18 protein-coding genes are annotated in these 17,870 nt (G+C 63.1%); 11 read left to right on the forward strand and 7 right to left on the reverse strand.

Features of this window, described 5'->3' with window-relative positions; genetic code table 11:
- The first annotated feature begins 92 nt into the window (after positions 1-92).
- The gene (locus NO932_RS04605) at positions 93-1,046 is read left to right on the forward strand and encodes a cell wall hydrolase (protein WP_309162302.1); all 954 of its coding nucleotides are present in this window, start codon (positions 93-95) and stop codon (positions 1,044-1,046) included.
- 1 nt (position 1,047) lies between these two features.
- Here NO932_RS04605 and NO932_RS04610 read toward each other — a convergent pair whose 3' ends face one another.
- From NO932_RS04610 to putA, 4 genes are all read right to left on the reverse strand, one after another.
- Positions 1,048-1,584, reverse strand: coding sequence for a hypothetical protein (locus tag NO932_RS04610; RefSeq protein WP_309209916.1), 537 nt, complete (start codon positions 1,582-1,584; stop codon positions 1,048-1,050).
- Between the two features lie 320 nt (positions 1,585-1,904).
- The gene (locus tag NO932_RS04615) at positions 1,905-2,507 is read right to left on the reverse strand and encodes an HD family hydrolase (RefSeq protein ID WP_309209917.1); all 603 of its coding nucleotides are present in this window, start codon (positions 2,505-2,507) and stop codon (positions 1,905-1,907) included.
- An 18-nt stretch (positions 2,508-2,525) separates the two neighbouring features.
- On the reverse strand, positions 2,526-3,359 hold the full coding sequence (locus NO932_RS04620; RefSeq protein ID WP_309209918.1) for a folate-binding protein: 834 nt from the start codon (positions 3,357-3,359) through the stop codon (positions 2,526-2,528).
- 75 nt (positions 3,360-3,434) lie between these two features.
- Positions 3,435-7,088, reverse strand: a complete 3,654-nt coding sequence (gene putA / locus NO932_RS04625; RefSeq protein ID WP_309209919.1) for a trifunctional transcriptional regulator/proline dehydrogenase/L-glutamate gamma-semialdehyde dehydrogenase — start codon at positions 7,086-7,088, stop codon at positions 3,435-3,437.
- 124 nt (positions 7,089-7,212) lie between these two features.
- Between putA and NO932_RS04630 the strand changes: the two genes are divergently transcribed.
- From NO932_RS04630 to rlmN, 8 genes are all read left to right on the forward strand, one after another.
- Complete coding sequence (locus tag NO932_RS04630; RefSeq protein ID WP_309209920.1) at positions 7,213-7,674, forward strand: Lrp/AsnC ligand binding domain-containing protein; 462 nt, start codon at positions 7,213-7,215, stop codon at positions 7,672-7,674.
- A 36-nt stretch (positions 7,675-7,710) separates the two neighbouring features.
- Complete coding sequence (locus tag NO932_RS04635) at positions 7,711-8,280, forward strand: XRE family transcriptional regulator (protein WP_309209921.1); 570 nt, start codon at positions 7,711-7,713, stop codon at positions 8,278-8,280.
- Between the two features lie 97 nt (positions 8,281-8,377).
- The gene (locus NO932_RS04640) at positions 8,378-9,568 is read left to right on the forward strand and encodes a glycine C-acetyltransferase (protein WP_309209922.1); all 1,191 of its coding nucleotides are present in this window, start codon (positions 8,378-8,380) and stop codon (positions 9,566-9,568) included.
- A gap of 199 nt (positions 9,569-9,767) precedes the next feature.
- Positions 9,768-10,802, forward strand: a complete 1,035-nt coding sequence (tdh, locus tag NO932_RS04645) for an L-threonine 3-dehydrogenase (protein WP_309209923.1) — start codon at positions 9,768-9,770, stop codon at positions 10,800-10,802.
- Between the two features lie 110 nt (positions 10,803-10,912).
- Positions 10,913-11,821, forward strand: a complete 909-nt coding sequence (locus NO932_RS04650) for a lipid kinase (RefSeq protein ID WP_309209924.1) — start codon at positions 10,913-10,915, stop codon at positions 11,819-11,821.
- 58 nt (positions 11,822-11,879) lie between these two features.
- On the forward strand, positions 11,880-12,449 hold the full coding sequence (locus NO932_RS04655) for a TetR/AcrR family transcriptional regulator (RefSeq protein WP_309209926.1): 570 nt from the start codon (positions 11,880-11,882) through the stop codon (positions 12,447-12,449).
- 32 nt (positions 12,450-12,481) lie between these two features.
- Positions 12,482-13,354, forward strand: a complete 873-nt coding sequence (locus NO932_RS04660) for a helix-turn-helix domain-containing GNAT family N-acetyltransferase (protein WP_309209927.1) — start codon at positions 12,482-12,484, stop codon at positions 13,352-13,354.
- A gap of 86 nt (positions 13,355-13,440) precedes the next feature.
- Positions 13,441-14,490, forward strand: a complete 1,050-nt coding sequence (rlmN, locus tag NO932_RS04665) for a 23S rRNA (adenine(2503)-C(2))-methyltransferase RlmN (protein WP_309209928.1) — start codon at positions 13,441-13,443, stop codon at positions 14,488-14,490.
- Between the two features lie 752 nt (positions 14,491-15,242).
- Here rlmN and NO932_RS04670 read toward each other — a convergent pair.
- The 3 genes from NO932_RS04670 to NO932_RS04680 all read right to left on the reverse strand — a co-directional run bounded on the left by NO932_RS04670 (position 15,243) and on the right by NO932_RS04680 (position 16,373).
- Positions 15,243-15,518, reverse strand: a complete 276-nt coding sequence (locus tag NO932_RS04670) for a hypothetical protein (RefSeq protein WP_309209929.1) — start codon at positions 15,516-15,518, stop codon at positions 15,243-15,245.
- Positions 15,519-15,600: 82 nt separating this feature from the next.
- Positions 15,601-15,969, reverse strand: coding sequence for a TIGR02301 family protein (locus NO932_RS04675; RefSeq protein WP_309209930.1), 369 nt, complete (start codon positions 15,967-15,969; stop codon positions 15,601-15,603).
- Entirely contained in the window at positions 15,966-16,373 is a 408-nt protein-coding gene (locus tag NO932_RS04680; RefSeq protein ID WP_309209931.1) for an NUDIX domain-containing protein, read from the reverse strand. The genes NO932_RS04675 and NO932_RS04680 overlap by 4 nt, the downstream gene beginning before the upstream one ends.
- An 87-nt stretch (positions 16,374-16,460) precedes the next feature.
- Between NO932_RS04680 and NO932_RS04685 the strand changes: the two genes are divergently transcribed.
- Together NO932_RS04685 and NO932_RS04690 are read left to right on the forward strand one after the other, a co-directional pair.
- A complete protein-coding gene (locus NO932_RS04685; RefSeq protein ID WP_309209932.1) occupies positions 16,461-17,165 on the forward strand; it encodes an SOS response-associated peptidase in 705 nt (234 codons plus the stop codon).
- Positions 17,166-17,599: 434 nt separating this feature from the next.
- A complete protein-coding gene (locus tag NO932_RS04690) occupies positions 17,600-17,833 on the forward strand; it encodes a hypothetical protein (RefSeq protein ID WP_309162281.1) in 234 nt (77 codons plus the stop codon).
- Positions 17,834-17,870 lie beyond the last annotated feature (37 nt).

Genomic DNA, 17,870 nt, shown 5'->3' on the forward strand with positions numbered 1-17,870 from the left:
GTAGAAAAAGCGTTAGTATGGCGTACGGAATCTCCCCGGTACGTGCCGGTCGGGCGCGTGCCTCGAGCAGAATTTTGAAAGCCGTAGGGGCAGTGGCACTTTCCGCCGCGGCATACGGGTTTTCGGTTCCCGGCACCGGTGGCTATCGCGCCGTTGATCCGCTGACGGACCTACCTCCCGCACGGGCAGCATCCCTCGATTATCAATCAGGCGAGCCGGTTATCTCCGGCACTGTCGCGGCGCTGTTCGAAACGCCGGTGTTTTCGGGTGTCAATCGTACCGACAAGACCGACCGTGCACGGCCCGAAGTCAATCTCGTCGCCTTTTCCCAGGCCTTCGACGCGGTCCGCCTTTCGATCGCCGCAGCGCGCGATGCCGGCAATCCCTACGTCTCCCAGAGCTCGAGCGTGATGGTCGCCGAAAACGAAGAGACGCCGGAGGAAGGCCCTCGCATCTCGGTCGCCGCGGCCGATCCCGGCACGATGCGCACCGACGGCTTGGCGGCCATCGATGCCTTTGCCGATGGTGCCGATGTCGATCCGACCATTCCGCGTCCCGCTGCCATTCCCGAAACCCTGGCCTATGGTCGGTCGACGACTCCGGCCACGGATTTTACGCCCAAGCACACCTATTCCGAGCGTGAGCAATGGTGCCTGTCCACGGGCATTTATTTCGAGGCGCGCGGCGAGAGCTATCGCGGCCAGGTCGCGGTGGCTCAGACCATCATGAACCGCGTCGAGCACCCCAACTATCCCGACACCATTTGCGGCGTGGTGTACCAGAACCAGCATCGCCGCAATGCCTGCCAATTCTCATTCGCCTGCGACGGCATCCCCGATCGCATCAACGAACCTTCGGCCTGGGCCAAGGCGCAGGAAATCACCCAATCGGTGCTCAACAGGGAAATCTACCTGACCGAAGTTGCCGACGCGACCCACTACCACGCCACCTATGTGCGCCCCCACTGGGCTCGCAACATGGACAAAGTGACCCAGGTGGGCCTGCACGTCTTCTATAAATTCAAGGCCGGCTGGCGGTTCGGGTAGCTCAATAGGTGCGGTAGCATGAAGCGAACGAGCCGCTCACCGAACAGGAGCGGACGCCGCGCTCGTTGACCGCATTGACCACCAGCCCACCGCCCACCGGATCGCGCCCGAGCGAAAAAATCGAAAAGCCCGGTCCGGGCGGCTGATGGTACGGCCAGTGATAATGGCCTTCATCCTCATAGACGCGGGCAACCTCGATCCCCGGATAGAGCACATGCGGGGACGCCAGGCCGTCGCTCGAATAGGTGCCGGTGGAGGTCGTTGCGATGTTGACCTCGGTCACATGGCCATAGCCGACCTTCCGCACGACGGCCGTTGAGATCGGCTCGAGAGAAACCTGGTCCGAATATGCGATCTGATATTGCCGGTCATCGAACTTGACCAGCATGGAAAGCGGTGGAGGATCGGTGTTGATCAGCCCGTCGGCGCGCACCGTTCCGGCACCCAGAATTGCCGCCAGCATCAGCAATGCCACTGCGCCCACGCGATAGTGCAGGGCGATGGTCCGGCTCGGCCGTGGCTGACGATCAAAGCGCATGAGACGACTCCCCGTTTCGCTGCGTCTTAACGCTTTATCAACCTTTCCGATCCGTTAACGCAAAGCCTCCCGCGCGCTAGGGTTAACAGGTAAAATGAGATTAAAATTGTAAGAGCCAGAACGGATTAGGAATGGCGCATCGAGGCCTGCTCCAGATGTCCTTCTCCCCTTGAGGGAGAAGGTGGATCGCCGAAGGGCGAGACGGATGAGGGGTGCGCTGAGCTTCCTGATCCACCGCATTCCAATCGAAGCTCAGGAACTCCTCGCCCCAGTTCCAGCCCTCGGGGAGAAGAGGCGTAGCGACGCGCTCAGTGAGCCCGTTAAGCGCTCAAGCTCTCGAACACCGCCACGAACTGATCGTGCGCCTGCTGGGTGGGCCACGGCCGGATCAACCGATCGAACCCGGGCAGATCAAAGCCCGCCAGTGTCGGTTCACCGAAGAACTTGCGCGCTTCATCGGGCGAAAAGCCCGCCAGATTGACCGCCTCGAAGAACGCGGCCTCGCGGTCGGCGCGCTTGATGAGTTTGCCGAGTGCGGCCGGCGCGATGGCCGGTAGGCCGAAGCGGACATGGATGGCACCCAGCAAGCGGGCCTCGACATCGCGGTAGTTGCCCCCCATCGCGGCTTTGAAAGGGGAGATGATATCGCCCATCACATATTCGGGCGCGTCATGCAGCAGAGCATAGAGCCGCCCGCGATCGTCCATCTCGGGCTCCATTGCCGAGGCGATCTCGAACACCAGCACCGAATGCTGGGCGACCGAAAAGGCATAATCGCCCTTGGTCTGCCCGTTCCAGCGGGCAACGCGCGCCAGGCCATGGGCGATATCGGAAAGCTCCACATCGAGCGGGGAAGGATCGAGCAGATCGAGACGGCGGCCCGAAAGCATGCGCTGCCAGGCGCGGGATTGTGCGCGTGCCATTGTGCCCCCGATGTGCCCTTATTGATCTTGGGAATCGCTGCCCGATTGCGCAAAATCGTAACGCGCCCATTGGGGCAGGGCAAGCGAGACTGGCCCGCCATTGACGGAGGCCGCGTTCGGATCGCTCACCTTGTCGATCCGCACGATCGCCACTGCCGTGCCATCCACCACATCGCCGATCGTGCCCACGTTTTTGCCATCGAGCATGATGGCATCGCCGCGCGCCCCCGACGCGATGCCTGAAACGATCGCCGGCCGCCGCCGGGCGGTGCCGCGATGCTGCATGCGCGAGACGACCTCCTGGCCGACATAGCAGCCCTTCTTGAAATCGACGCCGCCCAGATGATCCATGCCGATGTCGTGCGGAAATCCATCTTCGGCATCGAAATCGGGGCCCATCTCGGCAATGCCCGTCGCGATCCGGGCACGCGCTTGTCCATCGCCTTCGTCCCAGCTCTCCGCTTCTGCAATTGGCGCGATGACCCGATAGCCCAGCCCTTCGGCCCGCCCGTCGCAATGGACGATGCCTGTCTCCGGTGCTTCGGGCGACCAGCCGACCGCGTGCGTTTCGGCCAGCGACTCGATCTCCATCTTGGCGCGCAGCCGATACATCCTCATGCGCTTGAAAAAGTTCTCGGCGACCGATGCATGCACATCCACCCAATGGGCGCCGTCCGCCCATCCGATCAGCCCCTCGGCGAGGATCTTGCCCTGCGGCGCGAGCAGGGCGAACCAGCGCGCCGGGCCATTTTCTTCCAGCACCGGCGGCGTCAGCACGTCACCCAGCAGCCGCGTCGCATCAGGACCGGAGAAGCGGAATGCCACGCGATCGCCGCGCTTTTCGATTGTCATGTGAGCGTCCCTTGCCGTTGCGGCTACCTATGCCATGAGTCGCATAGGTAGCCCTCATCGCGAAACGATCAAGTCCTAGGCTAGCGCCATCAGCGATGCGTTCCCGCCAGCAGCGGCCGTGTTGACGCTGGTCGAGACTTCATCGACAAGAAGGTCGATCGCAAAGACCGCCTCGCCGCTCGCCAGACTCTCCGTCGTCGCACCCTGTACGGAAACAATCGGCCCAGCCCATTCTGCCACGGTGCAGGCGATTTCCCTCACATCACCTTCAACCACCACTGCTCGTGCCGCGCCGGGGCTCAGGTCCTCGATCACTCTGACTCGCTGCGCCAGGTCTTCGGGAAGATGTTTCATCAGGCTTGCAAGCTCAGCTCCATGCCGGACCAGCACACTGTTGCCGGCAGCCAGCCCTGCCGCCAGCCCATGCGCCAGTCCCACGGGGCTGTGGGCGCAAACCAGCACTGTGCCCTTGGGCTTGGTGCGGTAGGTGTTGCGTTCGCCCACCGGGCCGTCGAGTTCGGCAAAGGCATTGATTGCGGGATGGTGGCCATAGGCCAGAACCTGCTCGGCCACCTTGCCGTGCCCAAGCCCGCGTACCCACTCGGCCAACGTCAGCAGGGTCGGCCCCGGCTCACGGCCCGGCAGGCCCCAAACGGTTCGACTCGTCGTTTCGACCAGCCGCCGCAGGTAGAGCGGCCCGCCCGCCTTGGGGCCGGTGCCCGAAAGTCCGTGCCCGCCAAAGGGCTGCACGCCCACAACGGCACCGATCTGATTGCGGTTGACATAGATATTGCCCACCTCGATCGCCGAAGTGACTTCGGCAATGGTGCTGTCGATGCGCGTATGCAGCCCGAAGGTCAGCCCATACCCCAGCGCATTGATCTTCTCGATCAGCGCGCCGAGCGCCCTGCGCTTGAAGCGCACCACATGCAGCACCGGCCCGAACACCTCGCGGCCCAATTCGGAGATGTCGTCGAGTTCTATGATCGTCGGCGGAACGAAGGTGCCGTGCCCGGCCTCCTGCGGCAGCGGCGATTGCGTAACCGCATGCCCCTTGTCCTGCATGGCCGCGATATGCGCGTTAATGCCGTCCCGCGCTTCGGCGGTGATCACCGGCCCCACATCGGTGGCAAGCCGGTCCGGATTGCCGATGGTCAACTGAGCCATCGCGCCCTTGATCATCTCCAGCGTCTTGTCGGCCACTTCCTCTTGCAGGCACAGCACCCGCAGGGCCGAACAGCGCTGCCCGGCACTGTCGAAGGCCGAGGTCAGCACATCGAGCACCACCTGTTCGGTGAGCGCCGAGGAATCCACCACAAGCGCATTCTGCCCGCCCGTCTCGGCGATCAGCGGCACAGGCGCGCCATTGGAAAGCGTCCGCCCCGCCAATTGCTTCTGGATCAGCCGCGCCACCTCGGTCGAGCCGGTGAACATCACCCCGCAAATCGCCTCGTGCCCCACCAGAGCCGCGCCGATCTTGCCGTCGCCTGGCGCAAGCTGCAGCACATCGGCGGGAATGCCCGCCGCATGCAGCAGGTCCACGGCCAGTTGCGCGATCAGCGGCGTCTCCTCGGCCGGCTTGGCGATCACCGGATTGCCCGCCGCCAGCGCCGCCGCGACCTGGCCGGTGAAGATGGCCAGCGGGAAGTTCCAGGGCGAAATGCACACCACCGGTCCCAGCGGGCGGTGGGTGTCATTGGCGAAGCTCTCTTTGACCTGCTGACCATAATAGCGCAGGAAATCCACCGCTTCGCGCACTTCGGCGATGGCGTTTGTCGCCGTCTTGCCCGCCTCGCGCATGGCGAGCGACATGAACAGCTCCATGCGTGCTTCCATTGCTCCCGCCGCACGATGCAGCATGGCGGCTCGTTCGGCCGGCGACACCCCGGCCCAGGCCGAAGCGGCCTTCAGCGCCCGCGTCACCATCACGCCCGCCATATCCTCGGTGGGTTCGATCACCTCGCCCACCACGTCGCGATGGTCGGCGGGGTTCACCACCTTGCGCGCAACCCCGCCTTTCTCGTCCGCCCGAGCCTTCCAGTCGCGGCTCAGGCTGCCGCGCAACTGCTTGTCGAGCCCGCGCAGCGCCTGCTCATTGGCAAGGTCCAGCCCGCGCGAATTGCAGCGGCCTTTGGCGAGTATATTCCTGGGCAGGTCGATCTGCTCATGCGGCGCCCCGAGCGGGGAAACCTGCCGCGCCTGTTCCACCGGATCGGCAATCAGCCCTTCGACCGGAATGTCCTCATCGGCGATCTGGTTGACGAAGCTCGAATTTGCCCCGTTCTCCAGCAGCCGCCGTACCAGATAAGCCAGTAGCGTCTCATGGCTCCCCACTGGCGCATAGATACGGCACGGGCGATTGAGCTTGTCCTTGGGCACCACCTGTTCGTAGAGCGGTTCGCCCATTCCGTGCAGGCACTGGAACTCATAGTCCCCGATTTTGAAGTCGGCCCCGGCCAGCGTGTAGATCGTCGCCATGGTCTGCGCGTTGTGAGTCGCAAACTGGGGGAACACCAGCTCCCGTGCCGCCAGCAGCTTTTTCGCGCAGGCAAGATAGCTCACATCGGTATGTACCTTGCGGGTGAACACCGGGAAATCGGTCTGCCCATCAAGCTGCGCCCGCTTGATCTCGCTGTCCCAATAGGCGCCCTTGACCAGCCGCACCATGATCCGGTGCCCCGAACGGCGCGCCAGATCGATGATCCAGTCGATGACGAACGGGCAGCGCTTGGAATAGGCCTGCACCACGAACCCGATGCCGTTCCAGCCGTCGAATTCCGGATCTGTCGCCAGCGCTTCGAGCAGGTCGAGCGAGAGTTCGAGCCGGTCCATCTCCTCGGCATCGATATTGAGCCCGATATCATAACCCTTGGCCAGCCGGGCCAATTCCTTGAGGCGCGGCAGCAATTCGCCCATCACGCGCGCGTATTGCGCTCGCGTATAGCGTGGATGGAGCGCTGAAAGCTTGATCGAAATGCCTGGACCCGCATAGGGTCCGCGTCTGTTGGCGGCCTTGCCGATGGCGTTGATCGCCCCGACATAGTCGGCCATGTAGCGATCCGCGTCGGCTGCCGTGGTCGCCGCTTCTCCCAGCATGTCGTAGGAATAGCCGAACCCCTTGGCCTCCCAATCCCTGGCATGCTTGAGCGCTTCCCCGATGGTCTGGCCGGCGACGAATTGCTCGCCCAGCATGCGCATCGCCATTTTGACGCCGGCGCGGATCACCGGCTCGCCGGAACGGGCAACGAGCCGGGAGAGGGCGCTGGAGAGCCCTTTTTCATCCACCGGCGTCACCAGTTTGCCGGTCACCACCAGCCCCCAGGTCGCCGCGTTGACGAACACCGAGCGATCGAGCCCCAGATGCTTCTGCCAGTTGCCCGGCGCGATCTTGTCGGCGATCAACAGGTCGCGCGTGGAATTGTCGGGCGTGCGCAGCAGCGCCTCGGCCAGGCACATCAGCGCAATGCCCTCCTGACTCGAGAGCGCATATTCATGCATCAGCCCCTCGACGCCCGCCCCGGCGCCCTTGGCCCGGATGGCCTTGACCGCCTTTTCGGCAACGCCCCGGATCGCCTTCGCCTGCTCGGCGGAAACCGCTGCCGCCTCGATCAGCGGCGGCACCACTTCGGTTTCAGCCAATCGATAAGCGGAGGTGATCGCCTCGCGCAAATCGCTGTCGCGAGTAAGCTTTCGATCCGAAAACTGCGCAAACGGTCGAGGGTCCGACATAGGTGTTTCAGGCTCCATAGGCATGACGGCAATTTCGCGAAGCTAGAGAAGTTCCGCCGGATAACCACTGTTCAAAAAGAGCCATTTCCGTAGAATATACGGAACTGCCGCCAAGGATTTGAACATGTCTCAGCTCGACCGCACTGACCGCCGCATTCTCAACGAACTCCAGGCGGATGGCCGCATCACCAACGCCGAACTCGCCGCCCGCGTCGGCCTGCCACCCACCTCGATGAGCGATCGTCTGAAGCGTCTGCAAAAGGCGGGCTACATCACCGGTTTCACCGCCCGCATCGATCCGCATATGGTCGGGCTGGAGCTTCTGGTGTTCGTCGAAGTCTCCCTCGACAAGACCACCCCCGACGCCTTCGACAAATTCTCCAAAGCCGTCCGTCTGGCGCCGGAAGTTCTCGAATGCCACATGGTGGCCGGCGGTTTCGACTATCTCGTCAAGGCCCGCGTCACCGACATGGGCCACTACCGCGCCTTCCTTGGCGACGTGCTACTCAACCTTCCGGGCGTTTCGGAAACCCGCACCTATCCGGTGATGGAAGAGGTCAAATCGGACGCGCCGCTGCCAATCTGAATTGCGGCGTCCCGCTTTCCTCTCTATCTGTGTGCCATGAGCGATGTCACACCTCCCCAGATCGGCCCGGTGATCCAGCAGGCGCGCAAGGCGCGGCATCTGACGCTGGAGCAGCTCGCCCGGCTGTCGGGGGTTTCGCGCTCCATGCTGAGCCAGATCGAGCGCAGTGAAACCAACCCCACCTTCGCCGTGGTCTGGAGCCTCACCCAGGCGCTCAACATCGAATTTTCCGATCTGGTTTCCGGCGATGCGGTGGCGCGCAAATCGGCGCTGATCGATATCGTCCCCGCCGATCATGTTCCCCTGATCGCCTCGCCCGATGGTATGTGCCGGCTGAAGATACTTTCGCCCCCGGCACTGGCCGGCAAGACCGAATGGTATCTTGTCGAGATCGATCCCGGTGGGGCGCTGACCAGCGCGCCCCACGCCCCGCGCACCCGCGAGCACTTAACGGCGCTGACCGACGGGCTGGCCGTCACCAGCGCCGAAACCACCACCGCGCTCACCGTCGGCGAAGTTGCCCGCTATGCCGCCGACGTTCCGCACGCCATTTCCAATACCTCGGACGCTGTGGCAAGCGGCTGGCTGGTCGTCCTTTACAACTGATCCCGCAACGCTGGCCGCTTCACGCGCATTCTTCCAACAGCGTTGACATGAAATCCGATATATTGGAAATTGCCTCCAGCAAACAGGAGAGACCATCATGATGGACGGCTTTGCCAGGCATCTCAGCCGCACGCTCGATGAGATTCGCGACGAGGGACTCTACAAATCCGAAATGGTGATCGGCTCGCCCCAGCAGGGCGAAGTGACCGTCGGCGGGCGCGCCATGGTCAATCTCTGCGCCAACAATTATCTCGGCTTGGCCAACGATCCTGAAGTGGTCGAGGTCAGCATCCAGGCGCTGGAAAAGTACGGCTCCGGCATGGCCTCCGTGCGCTTCATCTGCGGCACCCACGAACTGCACAAGGAGCTCGAGCAGGCCGTGGCGCGCTATCTCGAAAAGGACGATGCCATCCTTTTCGGCTCATGTTTCGATGCCAATGGCGGCATTTTCGAAACGCTGCTCGGTCCGGAAGATGCGGTCGTCTCCGATACGCTTAACCACGCCTCGATCATCGACGGCGTGCGGTTGTCCAAAGCCAAGCGCTACCGCTTTTCGACTTCGGACATGGACGATCTCCGCCTCCAGCTCCAGGCCGCCGATGATGATGGCGCGCGCTTCAAGCTCATCGTCACCGATGGCGTGTTCTCAATGGATGGCTACATCGCCAAACTGCCCGAAATCTGCGACCTGGCCGAAGAATACAAGGCCGCTGTTCTGATCGACGAATGCCACGCCACTGGCCATCTGGGTGAAAAGGGCAGAGGCACGCCAGCCCTCACTGGCGCCGGCAACCGCGTCGACATCATCTCTGGCACCTTCGGCAAGACGCTCGGTGGCGCCATGGGCGGCTTCATCGCCGGCCCGCAGCCGGTGGTGGGCCTGCTTCGCCAACGCGCCCGGCCCTATCTGTTTTCCAACGCCCTGCCGCCCTCGGTCGCCGCCGGCGCCATAAAGGCCATCGAGATCGCGGAAAAAGCCGATGACCGCCGCGCCAGGCTCGAAGCGCACACCACCCGTTTCCGTACAGCCCTGACCGAAGCGGGCTTCGATCTGGTTCCGGGCGAAACCCCGATCATCCCGGTCATGCTCTACGACGCCGTCAAGGCGCAGCAAATGGCCAAGGCTCTCCAGGATCGCGGCGTCCTCGTCTCGGCCTTCTCCTTCCCCGTGGTTCCCAAGGGCAAGGCCCGCATCCGCACCCAGATGTCGGCTGGGCTCTCGGAAGACAACATCACCTTCGCCATCGACGCCTTCGTCGGTGCGGGGAAAGAGCTTGGGGTGATTTGATGCTGAAGCTCAGCGCCCCCCTCATCCCCGGCCCTTTTCCTGTCAGGGGAGAAGGGGGCTTCCTTGACTGCTCTCGAGTTTCCAGCCGAAACGCTGCCACTGTCTACCCTTCTCCCCTGGTGGGAGAAGGTGGCTCGCGAAGCGAGACGGATGAGGGGGGCGCAGCGCTTGCCCCCTACACCATCGTCGGAGAATACCCATGACCCGCACCATGAAAGCCCTCGTCAAAGCCAAGGCCGAGCCGGGCCTGTGGATGGAAGAGGTTCCCATCCCCGAGATCGGCCCCGACGACGTGCTGGTCAAGGTCACCAAGACCGGCATCTGCGGCACCGATCTGCACATCTACAAATGGGACCAATGGGCCCAGAGCGTCATCCCCGTGCCCATGACCGTCGGCCACGAATATTCGGGCACCATCGCCGAACTGGGCGCCAATGTGCGCCATCTCAAGCTCGGCCAGCGCGTCTCGGGCGAAGGCCATGTGATTGGCTTTAAATCCCGCGCGAGCCGGGCAGGGCGCTTCCATCTCGATCCCGAGACCAAGGGCGTGGGCGTCAACCTCCCCGGTGCCTTCGCCGAATATGTGAAGATCCCAGCCTTCAACATCGTGCCCTTGCCCGACAGCGTCGATGACGAACTCGCCTCGATCCTCGATCCGCTGGGCAATGCGGTCCACACCGCGCTCGCCTTCGATCTGGTAGGCGAGGACGTGCTGATCACCGGCGCCGGCCCAATCGGCATCATGAGCGCGGCGGTCGCCAAGCATGTGGGCGCCCGTCACGTCGTCATCACCGATCCCAACGACAACCGGCTCGAACTCGCCAAAAAGACCGAGCCCACCGTCATCACCATCAACACCTCGGAAGACCTGCGAGCGGTAGCGCAATCCCTCGGCATGAGTGAAGGCTTCGACGTGGGCTTCGAAATGAGCGGCGCCCCGGCCGCCATGGCAAGCCTCACCGAGCATCTGGTGATGGGCGGCAAGATCGCCATGCTCGGCCTGCCGTCGAAACCGTTCGAATATGATTTCGCAAAGATGGTCCTCAAGATGATCACCATCAAAGGCATCTACGGCCGCGAAATGTTCGAGACCTGGCATAAGATGCTGGCCATGCTGCAATCGGGCCTCGATATCCGCTCGGTCATCACCAACCGCTTCCCGGCCGACCAGTTCGATACCGCCTTCCAAAGCGCCATTCAGGGCGGCGCAGGCAAGATCGTCCTTGATTGGTAGACCTGCCATGACCAAATCGTAACGTCCGCGCCGCAATTTCTCCCTATAGGGTGGATCAACAGGCGAGGTATTCGCTTTTATGATCCACCGCGTGGCCGGAAAACGATTTGATGACTGAAGCTTCCCCTCCGAAAATCCGGCGCGCCCTGATGCTGGTCAATCCCAACGCGCGCCGGGGCAGCCAGGCCGTCGAGCCCATCGCCAAGCGGTTGCGCTTTCGCGGACTCGACGTCACCGTGGAGCGGTTCAAATCCCCTGACGAATTGGCCACCGACATCGCCCGCCGCCGGCACGAGGTCGATCTCGCCATCGTCTGCGGCGGTGATGGCACCATGAACGCGGCTGCCCCGGCCATCATCGAGACCGGCCTGCCCATGGGCATCATTCCCATGGGCACCGCCAACGATCTTGCCCGCACGCTGCATATTCCCGAAAGCTTCCAGCAAGCCGCCGACATCATCGCCGACGGCCATACCCGCGCCATCGATGTGGGGGTGGTCAATGGCCGCCCGTTCTTCAACGTCGCCAGCATCGGGCTTTCGGCCCAGCTCGCCAACAAGCTCTCCCCGGACGTCAAACGCCGCTGGGGCAAGCTCGGCTATGCGCTGACGGCGCTGCAACTGGTCACCACGGTGCGTCCCTTCTCCGCTGAAATCGTCTCAGGCGACGAGGTCACCAAGGTCAAATCGCTCCAGATCGCAGTGGGCAACGGCCGCTATTATGGTGGCGGCACCGTGGTCGAGGCCGACGCCAAGATCGATGACGGCACGCTCGATCTCTACAGCCTCGAAACCGGCGACGTGCTGAAACTCTTTTTGATGCTCCGCGCCTTCCGCAATGGCACGCATGGCACCTGGACCGAGGTTCGCACGGCAAAGGGTGACGTCTTCGAAATCCGCACCCGGCGTCCCCAACCGGTCAACCTCGATGGAGACCTCGTGACCGAAACCCCGGCCCGCTTCGAGATACGCCCCAAAGCCATCACCGTCTTCGTGCCGCCCAGCTATGCCTATTCCTGAAGCCTTGCCAAAGACGGCGCTTGTCTGTCATCCAAGGCCCTGACCACCGGATACGGCAATGCCCAGACCCAAGCTCCATTCCGACGACACCATTCTCGCCGCCGCCCAGCAGGTGCTCCTCACCCGCGGCCCGTCCAACTTCACCCTGAACGATGTCGCCAACGCCGTCGGCATATCCCGCGCCGCGCTCATCCAGCGCTTCTCGGACAAGGCGACCCTGCATCTCAAGGTCATGGAGCGCTCCACCCAGGAGGTGCGCGACTATTTTGCTGCCGCCCCCAACGATGTTGGGCTTACTCCTCTCTGGACCATGCTCAAGGACCTGATCGACGGCATGGGGGCAGGGGATGGCTTTGCCGGTTACCTGCTGCTCGAATGGAGCGATGTGGTCGATGACCGCCTCAACGCCCTGGCGCAAGAACGCAACCATCTCGTCCGAGCCGCCATCCTCGAGCGTCTTCCCGCTGGTCCGCACGATCCCGAAACCGCCGCCGGCCTCATTCAATCGGTGATCCAGGGCGCCACCATGCAGTGGCTGATCGACAAGCCGGGTGCGCTCAACAGCTTCGTCATCGACCGGACCCGGCACCTGCTGCAAATCCTCTATCCCGATCACGCATTCGATTGACGACGCCGGATATCTGACCTAAGTCAGATATTATGTCACTCGATCCCGTCGCCCGCTTCCGCCGTTTCTCCCGCGCCGTCACCTCGGAGGTCGGCGCCCTCGATACGTCTTTCTTGGGGCGAGGCCGCCCCCTCGGCTCGGCGCGAGTCCTGAACGCCGTTGGCCATGGCCGCACCGACATAGCCGAAGTCCGCGACTATCTCGGCCTCGATTCCGGCCTCATGAGTCGCCTGCTGCGTGGCCTTGAGGATGAAGGGCTGATCGAAACCCGCCCCGATCCCGCCGACGGCCGCCGCCGCATCGCCGCGCTCACCCAGGCAGGCCAGCGTGAATTCGAGGCCTATGAGAATATCTCCAACACCCGCGCCAAAGCCCTCCTCTCCCGCCACCCGCACCCTGAAGCGCTGCTCGCCGCCATGGACCTTGTCGCCTCCGCCCTGGGCCGCGATCGTATCGTGTTCGAAGAAGTCGATCCCCGTTGCGAACCCGCCCGCTATTGCCTCGGCGAATATTATGCCGAACTCGCCCGCCGCTTCGAAAACGGCTTCGAGGTTTCGCTGTCCCGCGATCCCGACGCCAACGACATGATCCGCCCACGCGGCAGCTTCCTCGTCGCCTTTTCCGATGGTCTGCCCATCGGCTGTGTCGGGCTCAAGGGCGGGATCGATTACGCCGAGGCCAAACGCCTCTGGGTCGCGCCTTCGGCCCGCGGGCTCGGCCTCGCCAAGCGCCTCATGGCCGCCACCGAGGACGCCGCTCGCGAACTGGGACACACGATCATCCGTCTCGACACCAACCGCGCCCTTCCAGAAGCCATAGCGATGTATCGCAAATCCGGCTGGACCGAGATCGACCGCTACAACGACGATCCCTATCCGGACTTCTTCTTCGAAAAGCGGCTCTGAACCCTCCGGGCTTGAATATAACCGTCATAACGGTTATAAATGAAGGATCGCAGGCATAGCCTGAATTCTGAACCTCCTGATGCCCCATGACCTCCGCCGTTCTCACCCGAACCGCGGCCGCTTCAACGCGCGCCGCTGCACCTCCGTTCGCCCTCGATCTCGACCGCGCCGCGTTCGAGCGCCTCAACGCGCGTTCGGCCCGACCCATCACCTATCGCGATCTCTTCACGCCCCACGCCGATCTGCCCAAGCCCCTGCGCCGTTGGGCCGAAGAGCAGGGGGTGGAGTTGCGCCGTCTCACCCTGCGCTCGCGCGAGCGCGGCACGCGGTCTGAAAAATTTCTCTTCGCGCTGCCGGACGGCTACGCCATCGAAACCGTGCTCATCCGCCGGCATGATGGCTTCACCGCCTGCGTCTCCTCCCAGGTCGGCTGCGCCTTCGCCTGCCGTTTCTGCGCCTCGGGGCAGGCGGGTTTGAAGCGCAATCTCACGTCCGGCGAGATTGTCGAACAGGTCCTGCGCCTGGGCCCCAAGGTCAACCGCATCGTCTTCATGGGCATTGGCGAACCGCTCAACAATTACGAAAACGTGCTCAAGGCCATTCGCATCCTGCGCGACCGCGCTGGCATGGCGTTCCCCACCTCGGGCATCACGGTCTCAACCATCGGTATTCCCAAGGCACTCAAGGCCCTGCGCGAGGAGCATCTGAAGCTCAACCTCACCATCTCGCTCCACGCCACGACCCAGGAAAGCCGCGCCACGCTGATCCCCGGCAGCAAGAAGCACGACATCTCCGAAGTCGTCACTCGCGCGCGCTCCTGGGCCGAGCGCCACAACCGGATCGTAACCTTCGTTTATCTCGTCCTGCCCGGCATCAACGACACCCGCGCCGATCTCGACCGGCTCTGCGCCATGTTCGCCGACCAGCCCGCCCGCATCAATCTGATGCGCTGGAACCCCGTCGATGGCATCGCGCTGGGCCGCACCGATGACCGCACCCTCGCGCTGTTCCGCGCCGGCCTCGAACGCGCCGGCATCCCCGTCGTCGTGCGCGACACCCAAGGCCGCGACATCACCGCCGCCTGCGGCCAACTCTGGCTGCGGGATGTGCAGGGATTGCCGGTGGCCAAGCGCTAGGGACAGCGATCAGGCGGTCGAATTTAGCAGGCGCTCCCAGCCACGGCGTTCTCCCGAAGGACACCACCTCTCCCCTCGTCGTCTTCGGGCTAGACCCGGAGACCCGCAACGCTCCCACGCAACTCAGCAGGAGTTTGTTTCCACACCCCTCGAGCCCGAGGGTGACGAAGGAGAGGGTGGAGAACGTGACCACTCCTCATCGGAAGTCCCACCGTCTCCACAAACAAATCCCTGTCATTCCGGGCGTGAGAAGCGATTCGGCCTTGGCCGGAGGCAAAGCTCCGGTGGAGCTTTGGCAGCGCACGAACGCCTTGAGACCTACGGTCGAAAGGCCCCGGGAACCCAGCAGCCGAACCTCGCCGGGCCGCCGAGGCTGAGTTGGCAGTCAGCCCCTACTGCAAGACGCGATCCAGGGAATACTCGCCGTTGCTGATTCGATACCCGCAACGTGCAAGCCGACGCCCTGCGTCGGCGCCCGACAAAGTTGCGCGAGGAAACCGGATCGGGAAAGCCCCTACTGCAAGACGCGATCCAGGGAATACTCGCCGTTGCTGATTCGATACCGCAACGTGCAAGCCGACGCTTGCGTCGGCGCCGACAAAGTTGCGCGAGGAAACCGGATCGGGGAAGCCCCTACTGCAAGGCGCGATCCAGGGAATACTCGCCGTTGCTGATTCCATACCGCAACGTGCAAGCCGACGCTTGCGTCGGCGCCCGACAAAGTTGCGCGAGGAAACCGGATCGGGGAAGCCCTACTGCAAGACGCGATCCAGGGTGTATTCCCCGTTGCTGATTCGATCCGGAATGTTGCCGATCAGTTGCGCCACGGCCTCTTCGCCATAATCGCGCACCAGGGTTGCGATCGCCGCGAAGAGCGCCGCATGGGCCAGCGCTTCGGTGTCGATTCCATCGCTGTCGGCCGCATTCCAGGCGTCCGCCAGGTATTCGAGCGCGATCTGGCGCTCTTCCTGCTCGGCCTCGATGCCGGTGGACTCGGTGGGAAACGGAAAAGTGGTGCGCGTGGTCATGGCCGCTAGTTACCATGCCTTTATGGCGCTGCTAAGGGGAAATGACCAATTGGTTAACGCGGCGCCCCAAATTGGGGAAATCTCACTCGGCGTAGCGCTGGTGGATGTCCCGCGCCAGCGTGTCGCCCTCGGCCAAAAGCCGGGCGATCGCCGTCTGCGCCGAGGGCGTGCAGCTTCGGTAGAATCGCGCATAGGCTTCGTAACCGGCGTTGAACGCCCCGGCCAGTCTGGCGCGCCGGTCCTCGTCCGGCTCATCGAGTTCGATCAGTTCAGCCATCTGCCCACGCCAGTCGGTGGTGACGTCGCCACAGAGCGGGCTGAGCATGTAAAGGCTGCCCAGGATTTCCGACAGCCGCTCCATCTGCGCCTGATAGGGCGGGTCGACGGCCAGAACGGGCAGCGGCGCGATCACTATGCACAGCGCCATACCGAGCGCTCGGATTCGCCTCATGGCTCTATGCCCGTAAGCCCCAGCGTCCTGGCGCAGTCCTTGACGATTCGATCTAGGCCCTCCGTGGTGCGATAGGCCTGCACCTCGTCCACATGCACCCATTCCCAATCGGTGATTTCCGGGCTGGTGATCGGCGCCGAAATCGGGCAGCGCGCCGCGAACACCATCAGCCTATAGGTCCTTTCCGCCTCGCCGACCGTTTCGACGAGGACTTCTATGGGATCGGCGACGATGAGCCTTGTTTCCTCGAACAGCTCGCGCTGCACGCAATCGATCGGCGTCTCGCCAGGCTCCATCCGCCCGCCGGGAAAGGTCCAAAGGCCCATGAAAGGAGCGTAGGCGCGCTGGATCAGCAGCACCTCGTCTCCGTGGAAAAGCCCGATAGAACAGGCGTCGGGCTTCATCTGGCGGTTGCCTTGTCTATATTGGGCAATGAACGGGAACGATGAATCATGTGCGGTCGATACGCGGTTACCTTGCCTGATGAGGCGATGCGCCAGATCTTTATGACGGACAACCTAATTCACTCCGTTCCGCGCTACAACATTGCCCCGACTCAACCCGTCATCGCCATCTGGAACGATGAGAGCCGGCGCACGGCCAAGCTCGCGCGCTGGGGCCTTGTGCCCCATTGGGTCAAGGACCCGCGCGAGTTTCCCCTGCTGGTCAACGCCCGGGCTGAAACCATGGCCGAAAAACCCGCCTTCCGCGACGCGGTAAGGCACAAGCGCTGCATCCTGCCGGCCTCGGGCTATTATGAGTGGAAGACGCTGCCGAACGGTAAAAAGCTGCCCTATTACATCACGCACCAGAGCGGCGAGCCGATCGCCCTTGCCGGGCTGTATTCGAGCTGGATGGGCCCCGACGGGGAGGAGATCGATACGGTGGCGACCATTACCGTCCCCGCCGGCCCGGATGTGGAGCACATCCATGATCGCATGCCCGCCATCATGCGCGGAGAGCAGATCGACCAATGGCTCGATGTCCGCAATGTAAGATTCCGTGAGGTCGAATCGTTCGTGGTCCCGCAGCCACAAGGAACGATGGCCTCCCATCCGGTCTCGATACGCGTCAATTCCGCCGTCAATGAAGGTCCCGATCTTATCGAGCCGGTCAGCGAGAATCTCCAACCCGAGACCAATGACAAGTCCATGACCGTCAAGGGAAAAAAGTCGGCGCAGCTCGACCTTTTTTGACATCGGTGCCCGGAACCGGTTCCTCCATTGTCCGTTCTGGGGGCAGGAATTTTCGCCAGCGGTCGCCGATTTGGCACATTCGCACTCGATCTTTTCGTCAAGCCTTGTTATTTCTGCTTCGTGGCACCAGCTAAGGTGCCCCGAGGTCAGGCTGGAGAACGGCAAATGGTAAAACACACTGCATGGGCACGCCTGACCGCGTCCGAGACCTCCTGCGTACGATTTAATCTCAAACGTACCGGTCTCATGTGTCGCTCCTGGATGTGGCGCGTAGCGCGACAATAGAGCGCTTCCAGAAAAAGTGGCCGCCACTTTTGCGGTTCGGAAGCGCGACTGACGGAAGTCGCCGCCCGCCCCGTCACAAGACCCTCACATAAGACTGTTAGCACCGCCCCTGGGCTGGGCGGCATCGCATTTCGCAGAGTGTTTCGATCATGACCAAGCCAATCGTTATTTCAGTTGCCGGTGAACCCCAGGGTGTCGTTGTTCCCAACGGCACGGACTTCCGCTTCATGGCCGTCAAGCTCGGCGTGTTCCCGCTCGATGGCAAGATTTTCGAATCCATCGAGGCAGCGCGCGCCGCTGCCGAAGCAGTGGTCGAGGATGCGGCCAGCCTTGCCGGTTCGTTCAAGCCTGCCGATGGCGGCGATGAGGGAATGGTGGCCTGACCGGGTTCTCCGCCAAAACTTGATCAGGGTGCACCCG

Origin of the sequence: Pelagibacterium sp. 26DY04 (assembly GCF_031202305.1) — a bacterium.
GTDB lineage: Bacteria > Pseudomonadota > Alphaproteobacteria > Rhizobiales > Devosiaceae > Pelagibacterium.